General features: G+C 61.2%; 15 protein-coding genes and 1 pseudogene. 11 read left to right on the forward strand and 5 right to left on the reverse strand.

What is annotated here, in order from left to right; all coding sequences use genetic code 11:
- Positions 1-4: 4 nt before the first annotated feature.
- The 3 genes from TQ98_RS12905 (at position 5) to TQ98_RS12915 (ending at position 3,262) form a co-directional block, all read left to right on the forward strand.
- Positions 5-595 (forward strand): hypothetical protein, encoded by a 591-nt coding sequence (locus TQ98_RS12905; protein WP_044870092.1) that lies wholly within the window; start codon positions 5-7, stop codon positions 593-595.
- Positions 592-1,992 carry a DEAD/DEAH box helicase family protein gene (locus tag TQ98_RS12910; protein WP_044870093.1) on the forward strand — a complete coding sequence of 467 codons (1,401 nt, stop codon included), beginning with the start codon at positions 592-594 and terminating at the stop codon, positions 1,990-1,992. Before TQ98_RS12905 ends, TQ98_RS12910 begins: the two co-directional genes overlap by 4 nt.
- A 325-nt stretch (positions 1,993-2,317) precedes the next feature.
- The gene (locus TQ98_RS12915; protein ID WP_044870094.1) at positions 2,318-3,262 is read left to right on the forward strand and encodes a tyrosine-type recombinase/integrase; all 945 of its coding nucleotides are present in this window, start codon (positions 2,318-2,320) and stop codon (positions 3,260-3,262) included.
- Positions 3,263-3,390: 128 nt separating this feature from the next.
- Here the strand turns inward: TQ98_RS12915 and TQ98_RS28315 are convergent, their stop codons facing one another.
- The 4 genes and pseudogenes from TQ98_RS28315 to TQ98_RS12935 all read right to left on the reverse strand — a co-directional run bounded on the left by TQ98_RS28315 (position 3,391) and on the right by TQ98_RS12935 (position 7,474).
- Positions 3,391-3,807 (reverse strand): BPSL0761 family protein, encoded by a 417-nt coding sequence (locus TQ98_RS28315; protein ID WP_347337824.1) that lies wholly within the window; start codon positions 3,805-3,807, stop codon positions 3,391-3,393.
- A gap of 660 nt (positions 3,808-4,467) precedes the next feature.
- Positions 4,468-4,596 (reverse strand): annotated as a pseudogene (gene tatA / locus TQ98_RS12925) (twin-arginine translocase TatA/TatE family subunit); the annotation flags it as partial.
- Between the two features lie 154 nt (positions 4,597-4,750).
- Entirely contained in the window at positions 4,751-5,608 is an 858-nt protein-coding gene (locus TQ98_RS12930; protein ID WP_044870097.1) for a GNAT family N-acetyltransferase, read from the reverse strand.
- 531 nt (positions 5,609-6,139) lie between these two features.
- Complete coding sequence (locus tag TQ98_RS12935) at positions 6,140-7,474, reverse strand: OprD family porin (RefSeq protein ID WP_044870098.1); 1,335 nt, start codon at positions 7,472-7,474, stop codon at positions 6,140-6,142.
- A gap of 432 nt (positions 7,475-7,906) precedes the next feature.
- Between TQ98_RS12935 and TQ98_RS12940 the strand changes: the two genes are divergently transcribed.
- Positions 7,907-8,614, forward strand: a complete 708-nt coding sequence (locus TQ98_RS12940) for a cupin domain-containing protein (protein WP_044870099.1) — start codon at positions 7,907-7,909, stop codon at positions 8,612-8,614.
- Positions 8,615-8,966: 352 nt separating this feature from the next.
- Here TQ98_RS12940 and TQ98_RS12945 read toward each other — a convergent pair whose 3' ends face one another.
- Positions 8,967-10,292: an FAD-binding oxidoreductase gene (locus TQ98_RS12945; RefSeq protein WP_044870100.1), complete on the reverse strand. Its 1,326-nt coding sequence runs from the start codon at positions 10,290-10,292 to the stop codon at positions 8,967-8,969.
- Positions 10,293-10,901: 609 nt separating this feature from the next.
- On the opposite strand from TQ98_RS12945, the gene TQ98_RS12950 reads away from it, so the two are divergent.
- From TQ98_RS12950 to TQ98_RS12980, 7 genes are all read left to right on the forward strand, one after another.
- Positions 10,902-11,891, forward strand: a complete 990-nt coding sequence (locus tag TQ98_RS12950) for an ornithine cyclodeaminase family protein (protein ID WP_044870101.1) — start codon at positions 10,902-10,904, stop codon at positions 11,889-11,891.
- Positions 11,892-11,929: 38 nt separating this feature from the next.
- On the forward strand, positions 11,930-12,901 hold the full coding sequence (locus TQ98_RS12955; protein ID WP_044870102.1) for a threonine/serine dehydratase: 972 nt from the start codon (positions 11,930-11,932) through the stop codon (positions 12,899-12,901).
- Between the two features lie 33 nt (positions 12,902-12,934).
- Positions 12,935-13,672, forward strand: coding sequence for a pyridoxine 5'-phosphate synthase (locus TQ98_RS12960; RefSeq protein WP_044870103.1), 738 nt, complete (start codon positions 12,935-12,937; stop codon positions 13,670-13,672).
- A gap of 392 nt (positions 13,673-14,064) precedes the next feature.
- Positions 14,065-14,877 (forward strand): DMT family transporter, encoded by an 813-nt coding sequence (locus TQ98_RS12965; protein WP_044870104.1) that lies wholly within the window; start codon positions 14,065-14,067, stop codon positions 14,875-14,877.
- Between the two features lie 591 nt (positions 14,878-15,468).
- Entirely contained in the window at positions 15,469-16,221 is a 753-nt protein-coding gene (locus TQ98_RS12970; RefSeq protein ID WP_242443113.1) for a haloacid dehalogenase type II, read from the forward strand.
- Positions 16,221-17,285 (forward strand): phosphotransferase, encoded by a 1,065-nt coding sequence (locus TQ98_RS12975; RefSeq protein WP_044870105.1) that lies wholly within the window; start codon positions 16,221-16,223, stop codon positions 17,283-17,285. The genes TQ98_RS12970 and TQ98_RS12975 overlap by 1 nt, the downstream gene beginning before the upstream one ends.
- Positions 17,282-18,634 (forward strand): aspartate aminotransferase family protein, encoded by a 1,353-nt coding sequence (locus TQ98_RS12980; protein WP_044870106.1) that lies wholly within the window; start codon positions 17,282-17,284, stop codon positions 18,632-18,634. Before TQ98_RS12975 ends, TQ98_RS12980 begins: the two co-directional genes overlap by 4 nt.

Here is an 18,634-nt window from a genome sequence, read left to right on the forward strand (position 1 = left end):
CTCGATGAAAACGGCCTCGTTTACCTTCGACAGGCGTCTGTATGAGCTGCTTCAGGAGGAAGCGCGGGCAAGGTTCACAACACGTGAACTGCGTGATGCCTATGCCAAGCGCTTGGGTGGCATGACTTTCCGTATCGGCGATCTACGTCGCTATGTGTACGAGCAAATTCGCCGAATGCTGCGCATCGGCTGGGTTGTACTCGACGAGGAGCGTCGGTCGCGGGGACAGGTCTACTGCCTGCAACCCACGCCGGCCCATCTGCAGCTGGAGCTGATCGACAATGGGTTCGAGAACAGTCTCAAAACTGCATCTGAGCCTATGCAGGAATCTTCAGGTCCTGATGATCCGCCTAAACCGCTGGAACCTTCATCCGATGCGGAGCAGCACTTAGAAGCGCTCCACAACGAGATCCGGTTGGACTTCCTGTCGTCGATGGGCGAGGCGGAGCGATACAAGCTGCTCCTGGATGAGTTGCCGCATCTGCGTGACAAGGTCGAAGCCGAGTACCTGGAGGCTAGAGACCGCAGTTCACGCCTGCTGGGGCATCTCCGGGCTATCGAGAAGACACTCAAGACGCTTGCTGCTGCACGATGACTAGATCGCTACGAGACTGGCAGTTCAGCTGCATCAAAAGGGCGTTGGAGCACTTTACCGTCACGCCGCACTTCTTCTGCCAGGCAACGCCGGGTGCCGGCAAGACGCGTATGGCGGCAGAGCTGGCCGGCAGACTGCTTGAGCAGGACAAGATCGATCTGGTGTTGTGCTTTGCGCCATCTTGCCAAGTTGTTGAAGGCTTTCGCTCGACCTTTGCGGCGGTGCTCGGCAGGCGTCTGGATGGCCGGATGGGCGCAGTGGGAGCGGCGTTCACCTACCAGGCCATGGAGTACCGAGATGAGGGGTTCTGGCAGCTTCTTGATGACTATCGAGTGCTCGTGGTCTTCGATGAAATTCACCACTGTGCTGGTCATGACCCACTGCTCAGCAACGCCTGGGGTCAGCAGATACTCCGCCGGATACAAGACCGGGCGGCCTTCACCTTGGCTCTCTCCGGCACACCATGGCGTTCGGACGACAGGGCCATTGCACTGGCACGTTATTCGACGCCCGAAAGGCACTTGATATGCGACTACCGCTACGGCCTGAAAGAAGCCATCGCCGACGGAGTGTGCCGTTCTCCTCGCATTGTCCTGCTCGACAATCAGAAAGTGAAACTCACCGAGGAGGTGGGCACTGATAGCACTGTGAGGATGTTTCCCAGCATCGTGAAGCTGTTGGGGGAATCACCCGTTACCTACGAAGAACTGCTGCGGCACGACGAGGTGATCGAGCAACTGCTTGACCTCGGCTGCAGCAAACTGGATGAGCTTCGCCAGATCAAACCTGATGCGGCTGGTTTGGTGGTTGCCACCGATATTGAGCACGCCCAGCAAATTGCTCAAGCCCTGGGCGCCAGGGGTGAAGGCTGCCATATCGTGACCAACAAAACCCCCGATGCGCAGCAGATAATCAATGCGTTCAGGCACGGCGCCTGCCGGTGGATTGTCGCGGTTGGAATGATCAGCGAAGGCACGGACATCCCACGGCTGCAAGTGTGCTGCTATCTCAGCCGCATTCGCACCGAGTTGCACTACCGGCAAGTGCTGGGACGAGTGCTTCGGCGCACAGGCGAGTCCGATGATCAGGCTTGGTTGTTTATGCTCGCGGAGTTGACGTTGCAGGGTTTTGCGGAGCGCATTGCGGATGACCTGCCGGAAGACCTGGCGGTGCTAAAGGCGGTGCAGATACCAGCCTTCACCACGGATGCAAAGCCTGGTTCGATTGGTACTGTTGGCAATATCAGTGGACTAGAACGAAACATTGGAAGTAACTCCGATCAGCCTATTGGAACAGGCCCTGCGGGTATAGTTTCTCTTGGGAGCTTTATAGCCGAGGCAAGTTACCACGTGAGTTTTTCTCAGCATTACAGGCAGCAGCTACTCGCTTGCTTTTAATACTGCGACGCCTTGCTCAATTCGAGTCGTGTCCACTTTGGAGAGTGGACAAGATCGTCTACTCCATTGGTTAGCTAATGATCGGGAGAGTTGGGGAATCAAAATTCAGGCGCTAATGCTGTTTGGATTCCGCCGCGGGCCCTGATGCCTGCCCTCTGGCGATTTCGTGCTGTGTTACGGAGTATGGAAGTACGCCGGTAATGATGCCTGTTGTATTCCAATTGGGCTGACGGACTAACATGGGATAATGCGGAGTTATCTCATGTGAGACAGCAATTCGACCCAATTCCGGCTTGGAAGCGGTATGCCGCGGTGAGATGGGGCCATGAACGAGACGGTGGACCGCTACCTGCAGGCCGGCACGCGGGCGAATACCCGGCGCAGCTACCAGCAGGCGATCGAGCACTTCGAGGTGAGCTGGGGCGGCTTCCTACCCGCCACCAGCGACAGCATCGTGCGCTACCTGGTCGACCACGCCGGCACGCTGGCGGCCAATACGCTGAAGTTGCGCCTCGCGGCGTTGGCCCAGTGGCACGTCACGCAGGGCTTTCCCGACCCGACCAAGGCACCGCTGGTGCGCCAGGTACTCAAGGGCATTCGCACCCTGCACCCGAAACCGGAGAAGCGGGCAGAACCGCTGCAACTACGCGAGCTGGAGCAATGCGTGGCCTGGCTGGAGAGGGAGGGGGAGGCGGCCCGAGTCGCAGGGGACCACCCGCGCTTGCTGCGCTGTTGGCGGGACCGGGCCTTGTTGCTCATCGGCTTCTGGCGGGCCTTTCGCAGCGACGAACTGTGCCGCCTGCGAGTCGAGCATATCCAGGCGCGCGCCGGGGAGGGCATGCAGCTGTTTCTGCCGTGGAGCAAGGGCGACCGCGATAACCAGGGCCAGACCTTTAGCGCGCCAGCGCTCGCACGCCTATGTCCAGTTGCGGCCTATCTCGACTGGGTCGAAGTGGCAGAGGTGACCGATGGGCCGGTGTTCCTCGGCATCGATCGGTGGGGGCACTTGAGTAAGCAAGCCTTGCACCCGCATAGCGTGATTCCGTTGGTGCGGGCTGTCTTGTTGAACGCGGGTTTGCCCGCGGAGTTGTACAGCAGCCATTCACTGCGGCGCGGCTTCGCCACCTGGGCTACGCGGAGTGGCTGGGATCAGAAGGCCTTGATGGACTATGTCGGATGGCGGGATACCAAGTCTGCACTGCGCTACATAGAGAGCACGGGGCAATTTCCGGGACAGCTTCGTCCGGTGACGGGTCTTGAATCCAAATAGGTACCAGCGCTGCCTGGTCCATTAGTTCCACAAGGTCATTGACTAACTTGCGTGAAACGGCTCGAACGACCGTGAGGACTGACCTACCAAGGGATTTGGTGCCAGCGGAGCCGCGACTCCGCAACCGGTTATCGCAGACTGCTCAGCAAAATTTTCGCTAGGCCACTGCAGAGCCGGTTCCACACGGACTGGCTTGAGCGAGAGCTGGAAGACGGAGATGCCTGCGTCGATGAAAAGAATGGGGAGATTCGAAGATTTACGGGCAGCGTTTCTTCGAACATGCCCTGCAAAAGCACTTCACTCCGGGTGGGATAGTGCCGCAGCAGCTGCGTGGCCATGCTGCGCGTCTCTTCCCCTACCGACGCGTCTTGCTCTAGCTGCTGCAGAAAGTCGTGGGTCTGTATGATGGCTCGGGTTCGTTCGTGAGGCATTGTCACGGACAATCTCCTCTCAGGGATGCGTACGGGCCGGCAAAAAATAAACCCCCTGGTGCGCAGTACGGGAGAAATCCCGCCCGAGGCGTGGGGGTTATGGTCTGTCGTCATCCTAACCGAGGGGCGCCAGGCTTTCTACTTATGGCGACCAAATGCTGAAGACCATCTGTGGGTAGGAGCTGCTCCGGACAGACCATACAGTCCTTCAGACCGTCAAGTTCCCCGACCCGCTGGATGCATAAGCTTTAGCTCAAATGCCTTGTTTAGCTGTGCAGCTAAACAAGGCATTTGAGCTAAGCAGAGCCCGCAGTGTCGGCGAATATGGCCGCGAAAAGGTGATGGAGCGGGAAGCACCTCAACCGTGATCGAAGGTCAGTCATCGCTGACCGTTCGAAGCGCAACTTCACTGAGACCAGGATGCCCCATACTCGGCTTTCCTGGCGTTCAATGACCGACGCGGCCGATCCTGAATTGCCGAGAGGCAGCTTGAAGTGGCCTACAGCTGCTTCGAAAGCTGAAGCACTTGCCCTTCTGGCCACCGCCGAACCGTCTTTTTCAACAGAGTTGGCCGATTGCTGCTGTTTACAGCGGGCAATTTCCGACCGAGTTATGCCGGTCAAGACCGGCGGAAACCGGCCTTTGATCGAGGAAAGCAGAACGGTATCCGGGGGCATTCTTCCGTGTATTGGCTACCGGCGCGGGCTAATCATCCTTTCGGTTAATGACTGACGCCATTGGCTCTGATTCGCCCGAGTCGCAAGGCAAGTCGGTCATCGATCTGCGAAAACCCCTTATAGCCTCACCCAGGTCACCGCCGAGGTGCCTCAGGCGCTTGCCGCCGAAAAGCACCAGTGCGACCAGAAGAATCACTGCCCAGTGTTTCCAATCAAATATGCCCATTCTTGATTCTCCTCTGGGTGTGCGACTGAATATTTCCCGCTCCTAGTGCTGCCGGAAAGCGCTGGCGTGAAGTCATGTGCGCAAACCGATAGCGACGCGATAAGGTCGGAGCTGAATCCTGTCCCCAACACTGAAGTGTCTGATCAAGCACGGATCATCCGATGGCCTGGGTAACAAGCGCGAACTGTTGGACACCGCCGACGGGTAAGGGCGGCGTACCTCGAGCCATCTGCGCCACGCTATCAACGTGTTGCAGGCCCGCATCGCCCAACCAATCGTTGAGTCCGCTGTCCGCCAGGACATCCAGTCGCACGAACTCCCCCTGGACTGGGCCAAGAAGTTCGGCAATCAAGCATTTGGCTTGCTCCGGGGTCTCCGCGACAATTGGGCCGATGACGTGGCCACGGCCGAAGGCGCGGAGCATCGCGAAGCCACGCAATTGGCCGTTACGCTCTATGACACTCGTCTGTTCGATAGCGCCGTGGAGATTCTGGAATACGCGGGTTCTGTCCAGGCCGCTACCGGCATGGGCCAGTTCGAGTATCTGTGGCCAGTCCTCGACGCTGGGAGCTCGACACTGTTCGCCATCCGCCAGGGCAGGACTCGCCACGTACTTCACGTGGCCCTGGTGCTGATGAATCTGACCGAACTCGACAAAGCCCTGGCTGGCATACAGTGGCACGCCAGCCAGGGTGGCATTGAGAATCGCGATTGTCGAACCGCAGGCTTGCAACGCCTGCTCCATCAGCTTTCGACCGATACCTTGTCCCTGATACGCGTCGCTCACGATGACCAGGCCGATGGTGGCGTAGTCCCCTTGCCGGCAGGTGAACGCTGTTCCGATCAGGCGTCCGGCATCTTCCACGACGAACCCTTCAGCGACCTGTTGAAGCATGGCCCAGTCGTCTAGGCGATGCGGCCATTTGAGCTGAACAGACAAGGCATGGGCTGCCGGTACGTCGGCGGCGGTCATGGGGCGATAGGTATACGGATGATTCTGCGAGACGGGCATGAAAGGTCTCCCTGAAGTGGTCGCACGGCTTTGATTCCGTGTTGGATGGAGCCTGTATCCCATCTGCGTCGTAGCGTGGCAATAGGCTTGGGTCAATTCGACATATTCGCCAAGCAGACAGCTCCACAGCCCATAGTTACTGCTCGAGCAGGCGCTAGGATCGGCAGTAAATGCCGTGAGAGATTCTGCCCTTGTAGCACTCGCATGCCGCCGTCCGGAAGGACATGACGCTACCTTCGGTGGGTCCCGTGGCGAGCTGTGTTTCATCCATGATTGATAGGCGGACCTTTCGTCATCAAGGCCATCCCTGCCAACCCGCTCGAGAGTGGATTACCTGAGTCGGCAGGGTGTTATTCGCAGGGAGGCAATAGCCGTACAAATCTCCCTTGTCATCACGTACCCATCTCTTGGTGCGCTGCCTTGCCCATAAAAAAAGACGCCCGATAAGGCGTCTTAAGGCAAAGGAGCATGGGGGATGGATGCCTTGAAAAGAATTGGCCAGGTCTTGGCAAAACAATAGGACCGCGGCGCTTACAGGATGCTCAGCGGATACTCGATGATCAGGCGGACCTCGTCGATATCACTATCGAACGAGCTGGAGCGATGGGTGGCCTGGCGTAGGCGGAAGGACAGGTCTTTTGCCGATCCTTCCTGGACCACATACTTGGCCTCCAGGTCACGCTCCCAATGGTGTTCATCGTCCGCTCCGGCGCGGAAGGAGGTGCCCGTGGGGTCGGCCTGGGTGAAGTCGATCTGATCGCCTTTGATGTAGCGCGCCATCAAGGTAAGGCCCGGCACGCCGAAGCTTGCCATGTTGAGATCGTAGCGGATCTGCATTGACCGCTCGTTGGGGGCATTGAAGTCGGAGTATTGAACGGAGTTGGCCAGCCAGATCGAGTCAACGCCGATATAGTCGAAGGTCTCGTCGCCATCAATCTTCTGGTAGGCCAGCGTGACCTTATGTGGGCCGAATGCATACGCGGCTTTGGCCGACCAACTGGTAGTGTCCAGTTCACCCGCACGTGCTTCTCCTTCGTCACTGGTCTTGTACGCAGTTAGACCGAACGACAGGGCGTGTTGGTCGGCAAGCGGGAGGGTGTACGAGGCGCTGCCGAAGTATTGTCGCCAGACCTCCTCGGCTTCGCTGGCGTAGGCCATGAAAACGAGCCTGTCGTTGACCTTGTAGGAACCCCCGAGAAAGTCGACGCTGTCCGCTTCTACGCCGCCGTACGTGGTTAGCAGTTTGTCGTCGGAGTTGGTCGAGTTTCTACCGTTGTACGCTGTGAAGTGGCCAGCCTCGAGGAGGAGGTTGTCGAGCTCGCTGCTGGACAGTTGGAAGCCGGTGGCCACTTCCGGCAGCAGGCGGTTGTCGCCCATTGCGAATACCGGTGCGGTCGGGCGTTGTTCGCCGTACTTCAGCACGGTGGAGGAGACGCGCATCTTCACTGCGCCACCGATCTCACCGTAAGCATCAGGTACTTCGGCATCAGCAGTCTGGTTGTTGCTGATTGGCAGTAGACCAGCGCCGGCGCGACCGCGACCGGTATCAAGCTTGACCCCTCCGTAGGCGAAGGTATCCGCGCCGAACCCTACCGTGCCCTGGGTGAAGCCGGAAGTGAAGTTGAGCATGGCGCCGTGCGCCCACTCCTCACGATACCCATTGCGCTCGCTGACAGGTTTCGAGCGATTGATCCCTTGGCTATTGCTGCCGCCGTGACGGAAATCCCGGTTCATGTAGAAGTTGCGATTGAGCAGAGTGAGGCTGCTGTCTTCGATGAAGCCTTTAGCCTGTTCCTGGCCAGCTACGGCCAATTGCGAGACAGCAGTTATCGCCAGTGCAAGACAGCACGGTTTAAGGGCGCTCATGGAGTACTCCATTGATCTTATTAGTGTTCATTGCCCAGGTGGTGGGCAACGCTTATATGGCAGCTCAGATGAATCGCGTCGGTTCGAGGTGTGAGGACGGGCTCGTTCAGCCATTGCAATCGACATAGAACGAGGCTGAGCGGTGAGGATCACGCCTGTCCTCTCCCCGAGCGCGGTGGCTATATCTCAGTTGCGAATGAGCGCTGGCAAGAGGGCTAAATCAATTCGGTTGATTGCATAAGTTTCAGCCTCATCGGCCGCATCTAATGCTTGGGCAAGGGCTGAAGTCCGCAGCAAATATCGGGCGATATTTCCTAGCATGGAGGCCCGGCTGGGCAGCGCAGCAAGCCGCTGCCAAGTCGTTCTTGCCAACCCCTTATGAGCGCTTCGCCGCTCGTCTCGCCGACACGTTCACCCTTGGAGGTTCCATCGATGTCACACCCTATCGCTTCGCTGCTGGCGTATGCCGACGGCTCTCCTGCCGCTGCGTTCACCCCCGCCGCCCTGGACTCGTCCGATCCCTTCGGCAACGTCCGTCACGTGGCCTATCGGGGCGATGAAGGCGTCAGCGCCGGCTTCGTTCAGGCCAGCGCAGAGCTGGTGGTCGAGGACTACCCCTACACCGAAATGCTGGTGGTGCACGCCGGACAGGTCAGCCTGCAGGACGAGCAGCAGACGCTTGATCTGGGTGTCGGCGACAGCGTGGTGATCGGCCGTGGCACGGCGCTGCGCGTGCAGGCGCAGGTCGGTAGCCTGTGGGCGTTCTGCGCGCTGAGCCAGGGCGCCGAGCGCAAACCCGGCCTGACCCAGATCAATCAGCGTGCGACGCTCAATCCCTCGCAGGGGCTGGATGCGCAGATCCTGATCAGCGCTGCTCCGCAATGCCGCTCCCATAACGCCTTCTCCGACGACACCAGCAATCTGCAGGTCGGCGTGTGGGATTCGACGCCCTACGCACGTCGCGCCCGCCCGCACAAGATGCATGAACTGATGCACCTGATCGAGGGTAGCGTCACCCTGCAGCTGGCCAACGGCGTCAAGCTGAAGGTCAACACCGGCGATACGGTATTCGTGGCCCAAGGCACGCCCTGCGCCTGGGAGAGCAACGTTTATGTGCGCAAGCTGTACGTCGTCAAATAAGCCGTAGCAGTTGGCGCCTGCGCAATGCTCATGCGCGCGGGCGCCTCACCCATTGATTAGCCGCCGGCGCACCTGTGCCGAGCAGCGCGCGACTGCTGGCGTTTCAAGCAATCGAAGAGGATGCGGAGGGCGAGCGAAAGAGCTGCCAAGGCAACCGATACGCGCTCGCTGGTTCGAGCGGCTCGGTCGATGACGAGGAGAAGGCGGGAGGCCGTTAGGCCTTGTCTGGTACGGATCACCTTCCGCGGGGTGCCCAGGCCATGCGCACCTCTGACCGAGGCGTCGGCGTTTTGATGCGCGCGGTGCACCCTACGTCGGCGGGAGCCGAGCTCCCGCCTGGGCCCAGAGGGAGTCAGAACTCCGAGACCTTGCCCCACGCACCTTTGTTCAGCCGGGCGAGGCTGTACTGGCTGTGGTCCACGAACGGCGTCTTGCCCTGCGCCAGTTCGGCGATCAGGCGCCCGGCGCCGGGGCCGATGCCGAAGCCGTGGCCTGAGAAGCCGGCGGCCAGAATGAAGCCGGGCAGGTTTGCCGCTTCGTCGATGACCGGCACGCCGTCAGGGGTGCTATCGATATAGCCGGCCCAACCTGCCTGAACGGGCACGCTGCCCAGGGCCGGCAGCAGGCGGCGGGCGCGGGCGAGGGTATCGCGCAGTATCGATTCCGACGGGCGCGGATCGAGGATGCGCACGCGTTCCATCGGCGTAGGCCGGTCGAGCGCCCATTTGCGACGCGTCTCATGTCCGTATTGCCAACCCTGCAGGTCGCCGGGTGAGAGCATTTGCCAGCGTTTGGCGAACATCGGCAGAAAGTACGAGGAGAACCTGAGTTGTTGCGGCGTCGGATCCACGCACGCACGTCCGGAAATGGCCAGGGTATAGCCGCCGTCCCCGCGCCGGGTGACGGTAACTTCACTGGTATGCAGCGCATCGGGAAGACCCTGGGCACCTGGCATGACCGACAGAATGGTCGAACGCACCGACGCTTGCGGAAAGCGAATGCCGAGCTGGGCGCAGAAGGACGAGGCCCAGGCGCCGCCGGCCATCACTACCTGGCGGGTCTTGATCACGCCCTTTTCGGTGATGACCCCCGATACCCGTCCTGCCTCGGTCTCGATACCGCGAGCTGCGCAGAACTGGTGGATCGACCCGCCATGCTTGAGCACGCCCTTGGCGATCAAGGGTGCCGCCCGTGCCGGGTCAGCGATGCCGTCTGACGGCGAGAACACGCCACCCAGCCAGGACTTGCCAGTGACGGCGCCGCGTTGCGTGGCCTCGGCGCTGCTCAGCATATGGGTGGTAACGCCCTGGGTGATGGCGAAGTCGCGCCACTTGGCCCAGCCGTCCAGTTCGGCCTGGTTGTCCGACAGATAGAACAGCCCGCAGCGGCGGAAACCGAGGTCCTCGCCGAGATCGGCGGTGATCTCCTCCCAGAGCGCGAGGCTTTTGGTCGACAGCGGCAGTTCGCGCGCGTCGCGGTTCTGCTGGCGGCACCAGCCCCAGTTGCGGCTGGACTGCTCCGCGCCAATCCGGCCCTTCTCCAGCAGGGCGACGCTCACGCCCTGACGGGCCATGAAATAGGCGGCGCATACGCCAATAATGCCGCCGCCGATGACGACGACATCGGTGCTTTTCGGCAGCTCCGGGTTGGACTGCATGGTGATCAAGGGGGCTGGCATTCTGTTCTCCTGGTCTGAAACCTGTTGTTGTTACGGCTGTGCAGCGAGCGATGCAGACCAGCGCTGCAAGGCCGCGTCGGAGCGCACCAGATCGGATGATCGACGCTGAGATTCGGGTCTGCCGCCTGGTCGCTCGATTCGGTGCGGTAGGCCGGGCTCCGACAATTACCGATGCCGTTGTGCCGATCCCATCTTAGGCATCGTGTCCCGATGAGGCTGTTGTATTGGCAGTGTGCAATCGCAGAATCGGGCGTTTTCCAAAGGGGGTCTGGAAGTTTCTGCTGCTGCGCTTGGCGCAGCGGTTTCTGCAGCCTCATCCGCCCTCGACGTAGTTGCGGAAATGCTTACTTCAGGGTTTTTGCGGGCGATCCGTGAGTTGAAGGAGCAGGCGTTAGCTTTCGTGAAAGGTGAGGAAAAGGTGCGGAAATAGCGCATTAACCCGGTATTCGAAATTTTCTGCCAAGCGCTCGCCAGCATAATTCTTACAGCGAACCGGCACTCCCTCGCCGAGCTAATTGCGCCGCACAGGGAGAGCAGTTCCGGCATCGATGCTTGCGTAAGCTCGGTCAATTTCGGCTGCCCCGATTAAAAGAACAGTGAGGTCTGTAGATGAAAACTCTGCTGCTCAACAAAGCAGAAGTCGGCAGATTGATATCCATGGAGGAGGTCATCGGAACGGTGGAGGAGGCCTACAAGGCCTTCAGCGCTGGGCAGGTGGTACAGCCCGATTACATAGGAATACATCTGCCGGAGCCGCGCGGGGAGATCGACTTCAAGGTCGGTTACTGCAAGACCAATGAAATCATCTCGATGAAGGCCTCGTCCGGCGGCTTCCTCGATAACCCGGCCGCGCACGGTGTGCCCAACGGCATGGGAACCGTCCTGCTGTTCGATGCCAGGAGCTGTGCGCTGATCTGCGTAATGGATGGAAGTCTGCTCACCGGCCTCAGGACGGGCGCGTCGGGCGCCGTCTCGGTCAAGGCGCTGGCGAGAAAGAACGCCAAGAAGATCACCTGCATAGGCACCGGCAACCAGGCGCGGATGCAGATTCGCGCCATCAGCCTGGTGATGCAGATCGAAGAGATCCATGCTTGGAGCAGAAGCCCGGAAACGCGCGAGCGCTTCAAGGCGGATATCGAAGGTGAGTTCGGTATCCCGGTGCATCTGGCGGACTCGAAGCAGGAGGCGGTCGAGCAGGCCGACATCCTCATCACCACCACCCGTGGCAAGGGCTCGCTGGTGGAGGCGAGTTGGGTGAAACCCGGCACTCATATCGTCGCCATTGGCACGGATATGAAAGGCAAGCAGGAGCTGGATCCCGAGATATTCAGGCACGCCAAGATAGTCAACGACTCGATCTCGCAGTGCATCGAAAAAGGGGAAACCTGGCATCCGCTGAACGCGAAGATCATCGGCCTGGACGACATCCACGGCGAGCTCGGCGAGATTCTGCTGGGTACCAAGCCCGGCCGGGAGAACGATGAAGAAATCACCATCTTCGACTCCACCGGCATGGCCATCCAGGACAACACCACCGCCGAAAAAATCTATCGCAATGCGCTGGAAAACAACGTTGGAACCTTCTTCGCGTTCCTTTGAGACGTGATTTTTTTCAGCACTAGGAGAGAGGACATCATATGCGCGACCATCCGACCATTCAGGACATTCGAGAAGCCCAAGAACGGCTCAAACCCCATATCAAACATACGCCGCTACTGCGCGCGGAGAAGATAGAGAAAGCCGCCGGTTGCCAGCTCTATCTGAAGCCGGAAACCCTGCAGATTACCGGGGCGTTCAAGATTCGCGGCGCGCTGAACAAGACGCTCTCGCTGCCCCGGGAAGAGATCGCCAACGGCATCATCGCCACCTCGTCGGGCAATCACGCCCAGGGGCTCGCCTACGCCGCACGCATGCTCGGGGTGAAAGCTATTCTGGTGCTGCCGGTGACCACCCCGAAGATCAAGATCGCCAATACCGAAGCCCTCGGTGCGGAGGTGATTCTCTTCGATGGCGACAACGCTGCCCGCTGGAAAAGGGTGTACGAAATCGCCGAGGAGAACGGCTATGTGCCCGTCCATGCCTTCGAGGATCCGCTGGTGATGGCTGGCCAGGGCACCATCGGCTGCGAGATCCTGGAGGATCTGCAGGACGTGGATACCGTCATCGTCCCCATGGGCGGCGGCGGTCTGATTTCCGGCATCGCTACCGCCATCAAGGAAACCAAGCCGACGGTGCGGGTGGTCGGCGCCGAGCCGGCGCTGACGCCCAAGTACTACCACAGCCGCTTGAACAAGGAGCGCACCTCACTGCCGTTGCTGAACACCATCGCCGACGGCTTGCGCTTGAGCGTGCCGGGGCGGAATCCCTTTCCGATCATCGAGCGCTACGTCGACGAGATCGTCCTGGTCGAGGACGAGCACATCATTGCGGGCATGCGCGCCCTGGCCAAGGACGCGAAGCTGATTGCCGAACCCGCCGCCGCAATCGGCATCGGTGCCCTGCTGGCGGGCGTGGTCAAGGTCCGGCCGGATGAAAAGGTCTGCGTGGTGCTGAGCGGCGGCAACTGGGATCTGGGCGATCTGGCCGAGGTGTACGGCGCGACTGAGTAAGCGATCGGCGCGCTGCGAAACGAGCGGAATGCGATGACGAGTCTTTCCATCAACCTCAACAAGATCGCATTGCTGCGAAACTCCCGTGCCAGGAACTATCCGGACCTGGGGGCTTTCGCGGCGCGCCTGCTTTCGCTGGGCGCGGATGGAATTACCCTTCATCCTCGCCCCGACCAGCGACATGCCCGCTATCAGGACGTCAAGGACCTGGCTTCCATCTGCGACGAGTATGGTAAGGAGCTCAACGTAGAAGGCTATCCAACGCCGGAGTTCCTGGCCGTGGTCAAGCAGGTCTTTCCGGCGCAATGCACCTTGGTGCCGGACAGTCCCGAACAGCTGACATCCGATCATGGATGGGATTTCGCCAGAGATCAGCTTTTCCTGCGCGACGTGGTCGCGCAGCTGAAAGACCTGGGCATTCGCACCAGTCTGTTCGCTGACCATGACGGCACGACCCTCGAGTTGGCTGCGGCCACCGGTACTGACAGGATCGAGCTGTATACCGGCCCCTATGCGCAAGGCTACGGCTCATCCAGCGGCGAGATGCTCCTCGAGCGCTACTGCGATGCAGCACGAGCGGTGCAGGAGGCTGGAATGGGGGTCAATGCCGGGCATGATCTGAACCTGCAGAATCTGCCGCGCTTTCTTGCTATTGCGGACTTCCTCGAGGTTTCGATCGGGCATGCCTTCGTCGTCGAGTGTATCGAGCAGGGAGTGGAGAGTGTAATGACTCAATACCTCGACATATGCCGCCGTCTAGGCAAGGGATAGTCCGCCTATGACGCCGTGATGGTACCGCGCAGCACCGGTGACGAACGCCCTTCCCTTATGGAGGGCGATTTTTGAACGAGAAGACTGAGTCATCCTGCCCGCGGGTGCACGAATGATACTGCGATCCTTGCCGATGACCTCGCCAGCGCGGCAGCTTTCGTTGCCCATGGCCTGACGGCGTCGATCGGAAGGTGCCTGTTTTCGGGGCAGCCAGCGGCAGTCGTCGCTTTCGCCGCCGATGCCGAGCTCCAGTACTACAACCGCTAATTGAGCCTGGTCTGCGCTTCGATCAAGGCCGGGCACTGATTCTCATGCAATCTACTTCCGCTTCGAGCAATGCGCTCCCTCTTGCCGAAAGCCCGGCACCGCGCCGTGGCCTGGGTTCAGCCTGGATGATCGTCGCCGCCATGCTGTTCGCACTGATGGGGATATTCGTCAAGCAAGGCGCGCAGAGCTTCACTCCAATCGAGCTGGTATTCTGGCGCACCCTGTTCGGGGTCCTGATGCTGGGCATCCCGGTCTGCCTGCACAGTCAGCGCTTTTTAACGCCGCACCTAAAGGTCCATCTTGTCCGCGGTTGCACCGGTTATATGGCGCTGCTGCTCATCTTCTATGCGATGGTGCATCTGCCGCTCGCCACCGCAATAACGCTTAACTACACCTCGCCGATGTTTCTGGCGCTGCTGTCGGTGTTGTGGCTCAAGGAGCGCTTTTCGGGGCGCATGGCTGCCGCGCTGGCGCTCGGTTTCGTCGGTGTGGCCCTCCTGTTGCGTCCTGCCATGGGGGGGGATCTGTGGTTCTATGGACTGGTGGGGTTGGCATCCGGCGCCATGTCCGGGGTCGCTTATCTGCATGTACGTGAGCTGGGCCAGCTCGGCGAGCCAGAGTGGCGGGTGGTGTTCTACTTCGCTTTACTGTCGACCGTGCTCGGGGCGGCTTTAGTAACCTGCACCGGCTGGCATGCCTTGACGCTGCACAATATCGGTCCGCTGGTCGGGATCGGGCTGACCGCCACCTTGGGCCAATTGGCGATGACCCGTGCCTACAAGGTAGGGCGGAAACTGGTGGCGGCCAATCTGTCCTACCTGACGGTGGTGTTTTCCAGCCTGCTCGGTGCCCTGCTGTGGGGCGATAAGCTGTCGCTGGACAGCTATGTGGCGATCGTGGTGATCCTCTGCAGCGGCTTCGTCGCCAGTCGGCGCTGAGGGTGCGGCTGGCTGGGCGTACCTCGCCTGTCTTGAGATCAACTAGGGGCTGTTGCCGTTTGGGCAAGAGGTGCCGAGCGCTGCTCCCGTAGGCTGGATTTGCGGAGCCGATTGCCGGTCTTGCGGGCGCGGATGAAGGCCGTGCGTCGCGTAACCCACCAGGCGATGGACTGCGTTGCGCCGATGGTGGGCTGCGCTGCACCCGGCTCAGCGGTCGATTGATAAACGCAACAGGCGGCTAACCCACCCTACATGGGCAAGAGGCGCCGCGCGCCGCTCCCGTAGGGCAGTAGCGCGTAGGGTGCGCCATGCGCACCGACTCAGGCGGCGAAGCACTGATGCGCACGACCTAGGCGGCCCCGCGCACCCTACGGTGAACAGTGCTCACTCGGCGGCGCAGAACCTGCTGTTTCGCTGCACAGCTAACACCGACACCTTGTTTGCAGAGGCAGCCCCGGGAGCACAAAGTCGTGCGAGCGCGGGCCTTTCGAGGCCGGCCGCAGATCCTGCCAGCAGGCTCCGGATCGAGCAGGAATCTGCCTGAATCACCCACCTATAGAGCATTTCCCCAGGGCCGAGATTCTTAGACTTGTGGATACCAACCTCATCCACTCCCTGGAGATCGCTCAAGTGACTTACAAACCGAAATTCATCAGCTTCGATTGCTACGGCACGCTCATCAACTTCGAAATGGGCCCGACCGCGAAAAGACTCTTCGCAGATCGCGTTTCGAGCGAGCGGATGCAGGCTTTTCTAGAGAGTTTTGGCTTCTACCGCCTCGATGAAGTATTGGGTGAGTGGAAACCGTTCTTCAACGTGGTGGAAAACTCCATTCAACGGGCATGCAAGGCACACGGGGTGGAATATCGTCCTTCCGATGCGCTGGCCCTGTACCAGGCCGTGCCGACCTGGCAGCCGCACCCGAACGTGGTCGAGACGCTGCAAGCCATCGCGCTGCATGTCCCGCTGGTGATCCTGTCGAACTCGATGGTCGATCTGATCCCGCACAGCGTCGCCCACCTCAAGGCGCCTTTCCACGCGGTCTACACCGCCGAGGAAGCGCGTGCCTACAAGCCGCGCGCGCAGATGTTCGAATACATGTTCGATCAGCTCGGCTGCGGGCCGGAGCAGATGATGCACGTCTCCTCGAGTTATCGTTACGACCTCATGACCGCGAACGACCTGGGGTTCATGGCCAAGGCTTTCATCGATCGCGGTCACGAGCCCTCGTTCGAAGGTTTCGAGGGTTATGGTGTCAACCGCCTGACCGACATTCGCCAGCTTCCCGGTTTGCTCGGCCTCGATGGGCTGGCCCAGACCTCCGCGCTGAAACGGGGGGCGTGATGACGACGGGTCGTCCAATGGCGGCAGCGGCGTTGAGCACGGCGGCACCCAGTCTCGCACCGGACGAGGTCCGGGCCCTGGTCCGTCGTCTCTACGGCATCGATGGCAGCGTCAGGTCACTGGTGGGCGAGCGCGACCAGAACTGTTGCCTGGAAACGGCCGACGGCAGGCGTTATGTCGTCAAGATCAGCAATCCATCCGAGCCGCTTGCGGTAGTGGATTTTCAGATCGCGGCGCTCGAGCACATCGCCCGTGTCGCGCCCGGCCTGCCGGCGCCGCGGGTGGTGCGCATGCTCGATGGACGTGCGCGCGACAGCGTGGCGTTGGCGGGCGGGGTAGAGACCTGCGTGCGGATGCTGACCTATCTCGACGGCGTGCAGATCCGCGAGACCCCGCGCACCGCCGCGCAGCGGCGGGCGATGGGGACGTTCCTCGCCGAGCTGAACCTGGCGATGCGCGAATTCAGCCACCCTTCGGCGACGCACGATCTGCTGTGGAACGTTTCTGCGGCGCACCGCCTGGCAGCCAAGCTCGATGCCATCGAAAACGGCCCACGGCGCGCGCTCGCCGAGTCGTTCATGACGCGCTTTACCGAGCATGTGCTACCGCGTCTGCCGGCGCTGAGGTCGCAGGTCATCCACAACGATTACCACCTCTACAACGTGCTGGTCGCACCGAAGGACCATGAGCGCATAGTCGGGATCATCGACTTCGGCGACATGCTGCATGCCCCGCTGGTTGGGGAGGTCGCCACGGCGGCGGCCTTTCACATGGCTGGCAACGCCGATCCGTTCGAGGGCCCGGCGCAACTCGTCGGCGCTTATCACGCCATGCTGCCGCTCAGCGCGATGGAGCAGGAGGTCGTTGCCGACCTCATGGCCACACGTCACCTGATCACCGTGTTGATTTCGGAATGGCGGGCCAAGCGCTACCCGGAGAACCGCGCCTACATCATGCGTCACAACCCCGCCTCGTGGGAGGCGCTGGCCCTGATGGCCGATCTTTCCCGCGATCAGGCGCGCGACCTATTACTCAGCGAAGTACGCAAAGGACAAAACCAATGAAGAGCACCACTGACCTCAACATGGTCAACGCCTACATCCCCGGACGCGCCGATCTGAGCCCCGCCACCGCGGCGATGATCGAGCGGCGCGACGCCTTGCTCGGCCCGGCCTATCGGCTGATGTACGAACACCCGCTGCATATCGTGCGCGGCGAGGGCGTGTGGCTGATCGATCCGGAGGGGCGCCGTTACCTCGACGTGTACAACAACGTGGCCTCGCTCGGCCATTGCCACCCGGCGGTGAGCGAGGCCATCTGCCGGCAGGTGCAGACCCTGGCGACCAACACCCGCTATCTGCACGACACCATTCTCGAACTGGCCGAGCGCCTGCTCGCCACCGTGCCCGAGACCGAACTCGCGCATCTGATGCTGACCTGCACGGGTAGCGAGGCCAACGACGTCGCCTATCGCATCGCCCAGGAGCACACCGGCGGCACCGGCGTGATCGTCACCGAGACCGCCTATCACGGCTTCACCGATGCGGTGTCGAAGTTCTCGCCTTCACTCGGCGTGACGGTCGATCTCGGCGCCCACGTTCGCCTGGTGCCGGCGCCGCGCCTCTACCACGCCGAGGGCGCGGATCTGGGCGAGCGCTTCACCCGCGACGTCGAGGCGGCGATCGCCGATCTGCAGCGTCACGGCATCAAGCCGGCGGCCCTGATCGTCGACTCGCTGTTCACCAGCGACGGCATCCTGCCCGAGCCCGCGGGCCTGTTGCAGGGCGCGGTCGAGGCGATCAAGCGGGCCGGTGGCATTTTCATCGCCGACGAGGTCCAGCCCGGCTTCGGCCGCACAGGCGAATACATGTGGGGCTTCCAGCGTCATGGCGTGATCCCAGACATCGTCACCCTGGGCAAACCGATGGGCAACGGGCAACCCATCGCGGGGCTGCTGGCCACCGCCGAGGTGTTGGCCGAGTTCGGCCAGAACTCCCGGTACTTCAACACCTTCGCCGGCAACACCGTCTCCTGCGCGGCAGCGCTGGCGGTGCTCGATACGATCGAGAAGGAAGGCCTGCTGCAGCATGCCGCCATGGTCGGGAAGATCCTGCGCGACGGTATCGCGGCGCTTGCCGAGCGGCACGACGCGATCGGCGACGTGCGCGGTGCGGGCATGTTCGTCGGCGTGGAACTGGTCGCGGACCGCGTAACGCGAGCCCCGGATCGCGAGCTCACCACCCGGGTGGTCAATCTGATGCGCGACAAGGGCGTGTTGATCAGCGCCTGTGCGATGGGGCACAACGTGCTGAAGATTCGCCCGCCGCTGGTGCTGACGGCCGAACAGGCCGCTATGGTGGTCGAGACGCTCGACGCAGCGCTGACTGAAGCGCAATCTGCAAAGGCGCGCTAA

Origin of the sequence: Pseudomonas sp. LFM046 (assembly GCF_000949385.2) — a bacterium.
Taxonomy (GTDB): Bacteria; Pseudomonadota; Gammaproteobacteria; order Pseudomonadales; family Pseudomonadaceae; genus Metapseudomonas.

Bases quoted from the DNA above. Each gene is read 5' to 3' on its own strand.
- TQ98_RS12905 (WP_044870092.1), top strand. From the start codon at position 5: ATGAAAACGGCCTCGTTTACCTTCGACAGGCGTCTGTATGAGCTGCTT.
- TQ98_RS12910 (WP_044870093.1), top strand. From the start codon at position 592: ATGACTAGATCGCTACGAGACTGGCAGTTCAGCTGCATCAAAAGGGCG.
- TQ98_RS12915 (WP_044870094.1), top strand. From the start codon at position 2,318: ATGAACGAGACGGTGGACCGCTACCTGCAGGCCGGCACGCGGGCGAAT.
- TQ98_RS28315 (WP_347337824.1), bottom strand. From the start codon at position 3,807: ATGACGACAGACCATAACCCCCACGCCTCGGGCGGGATTTCTCCCGTA.
- TQ98_RS12930 (WP_044870097.1), bottom strand. From the start codon at position 5,608: ATGCCCGTCTCGCAGAATCATCCGTATACCTATCGCCCCATGACCGCC.
- TQ98_RS12935 (WP_044870098.1), bottom strand. From the start codon at position 7,474: ATGAGCGCCCTTAAACCGTGCTGTCTTGCACTGGCGATAACTGCTGTC.
- TQ98_RS12940 (WP_044870099.1), top strand. From the start codon at position 7,907: ATGTCACACCCTATCGCTTCGCTGCTGGCGTATGCCGACGGCTCTCCT.
- TQ98_RS12945 (WP_044870100.1), bottom strand. From the start codon at position 10,292: ATGCCAGCCCCCTTGATCACCATGCAGTCCAACCCGGAGCTGCCGAAA.
- TQ98_RS12950 (WP_044870101.1), top strand. From the start codon at position 10,902: ATGAAAACTCTGCTGCTCAACAAAGCAGAAGTCGGCAGATTGATATCC.
- TQ98_RS12955 (WP_044870102.1), top strand. From the start codon at position 11,930: ATGCGCGACCATCCGACCATTCAGGACATTCGAGAAGCCCAAGAACGG.
- TQ98_RS12960 (WP_044870103.1), top strand. From the start codon at position 12,935: ATGACGAGTCTTTCCATCAACCTCAACAAGATCGCATTGCTGCGAAAC.
- TQ98_RS12965 (WP_044870104.1), top strand. From the start codon at position 14,065: ATGATCGTCGCCGCCATGCTGTTCGCACTGATGGGGATATTCGTCAAG.
- TQ98_RS12975 (WP_044870105.1), top strand. From the start codon at position 16,221: ATGACGACGGGTCGTCCAATGGCGGCAGCGGCGTTGAGCACGGCGGCA.
- TQ98_RS12980 (WP_044870106.1), top strand. From the start codon at position 17,282: ATGAAGAGCACCACTGACCTCAACATGGTCAACGCCTACATCCCCGGA.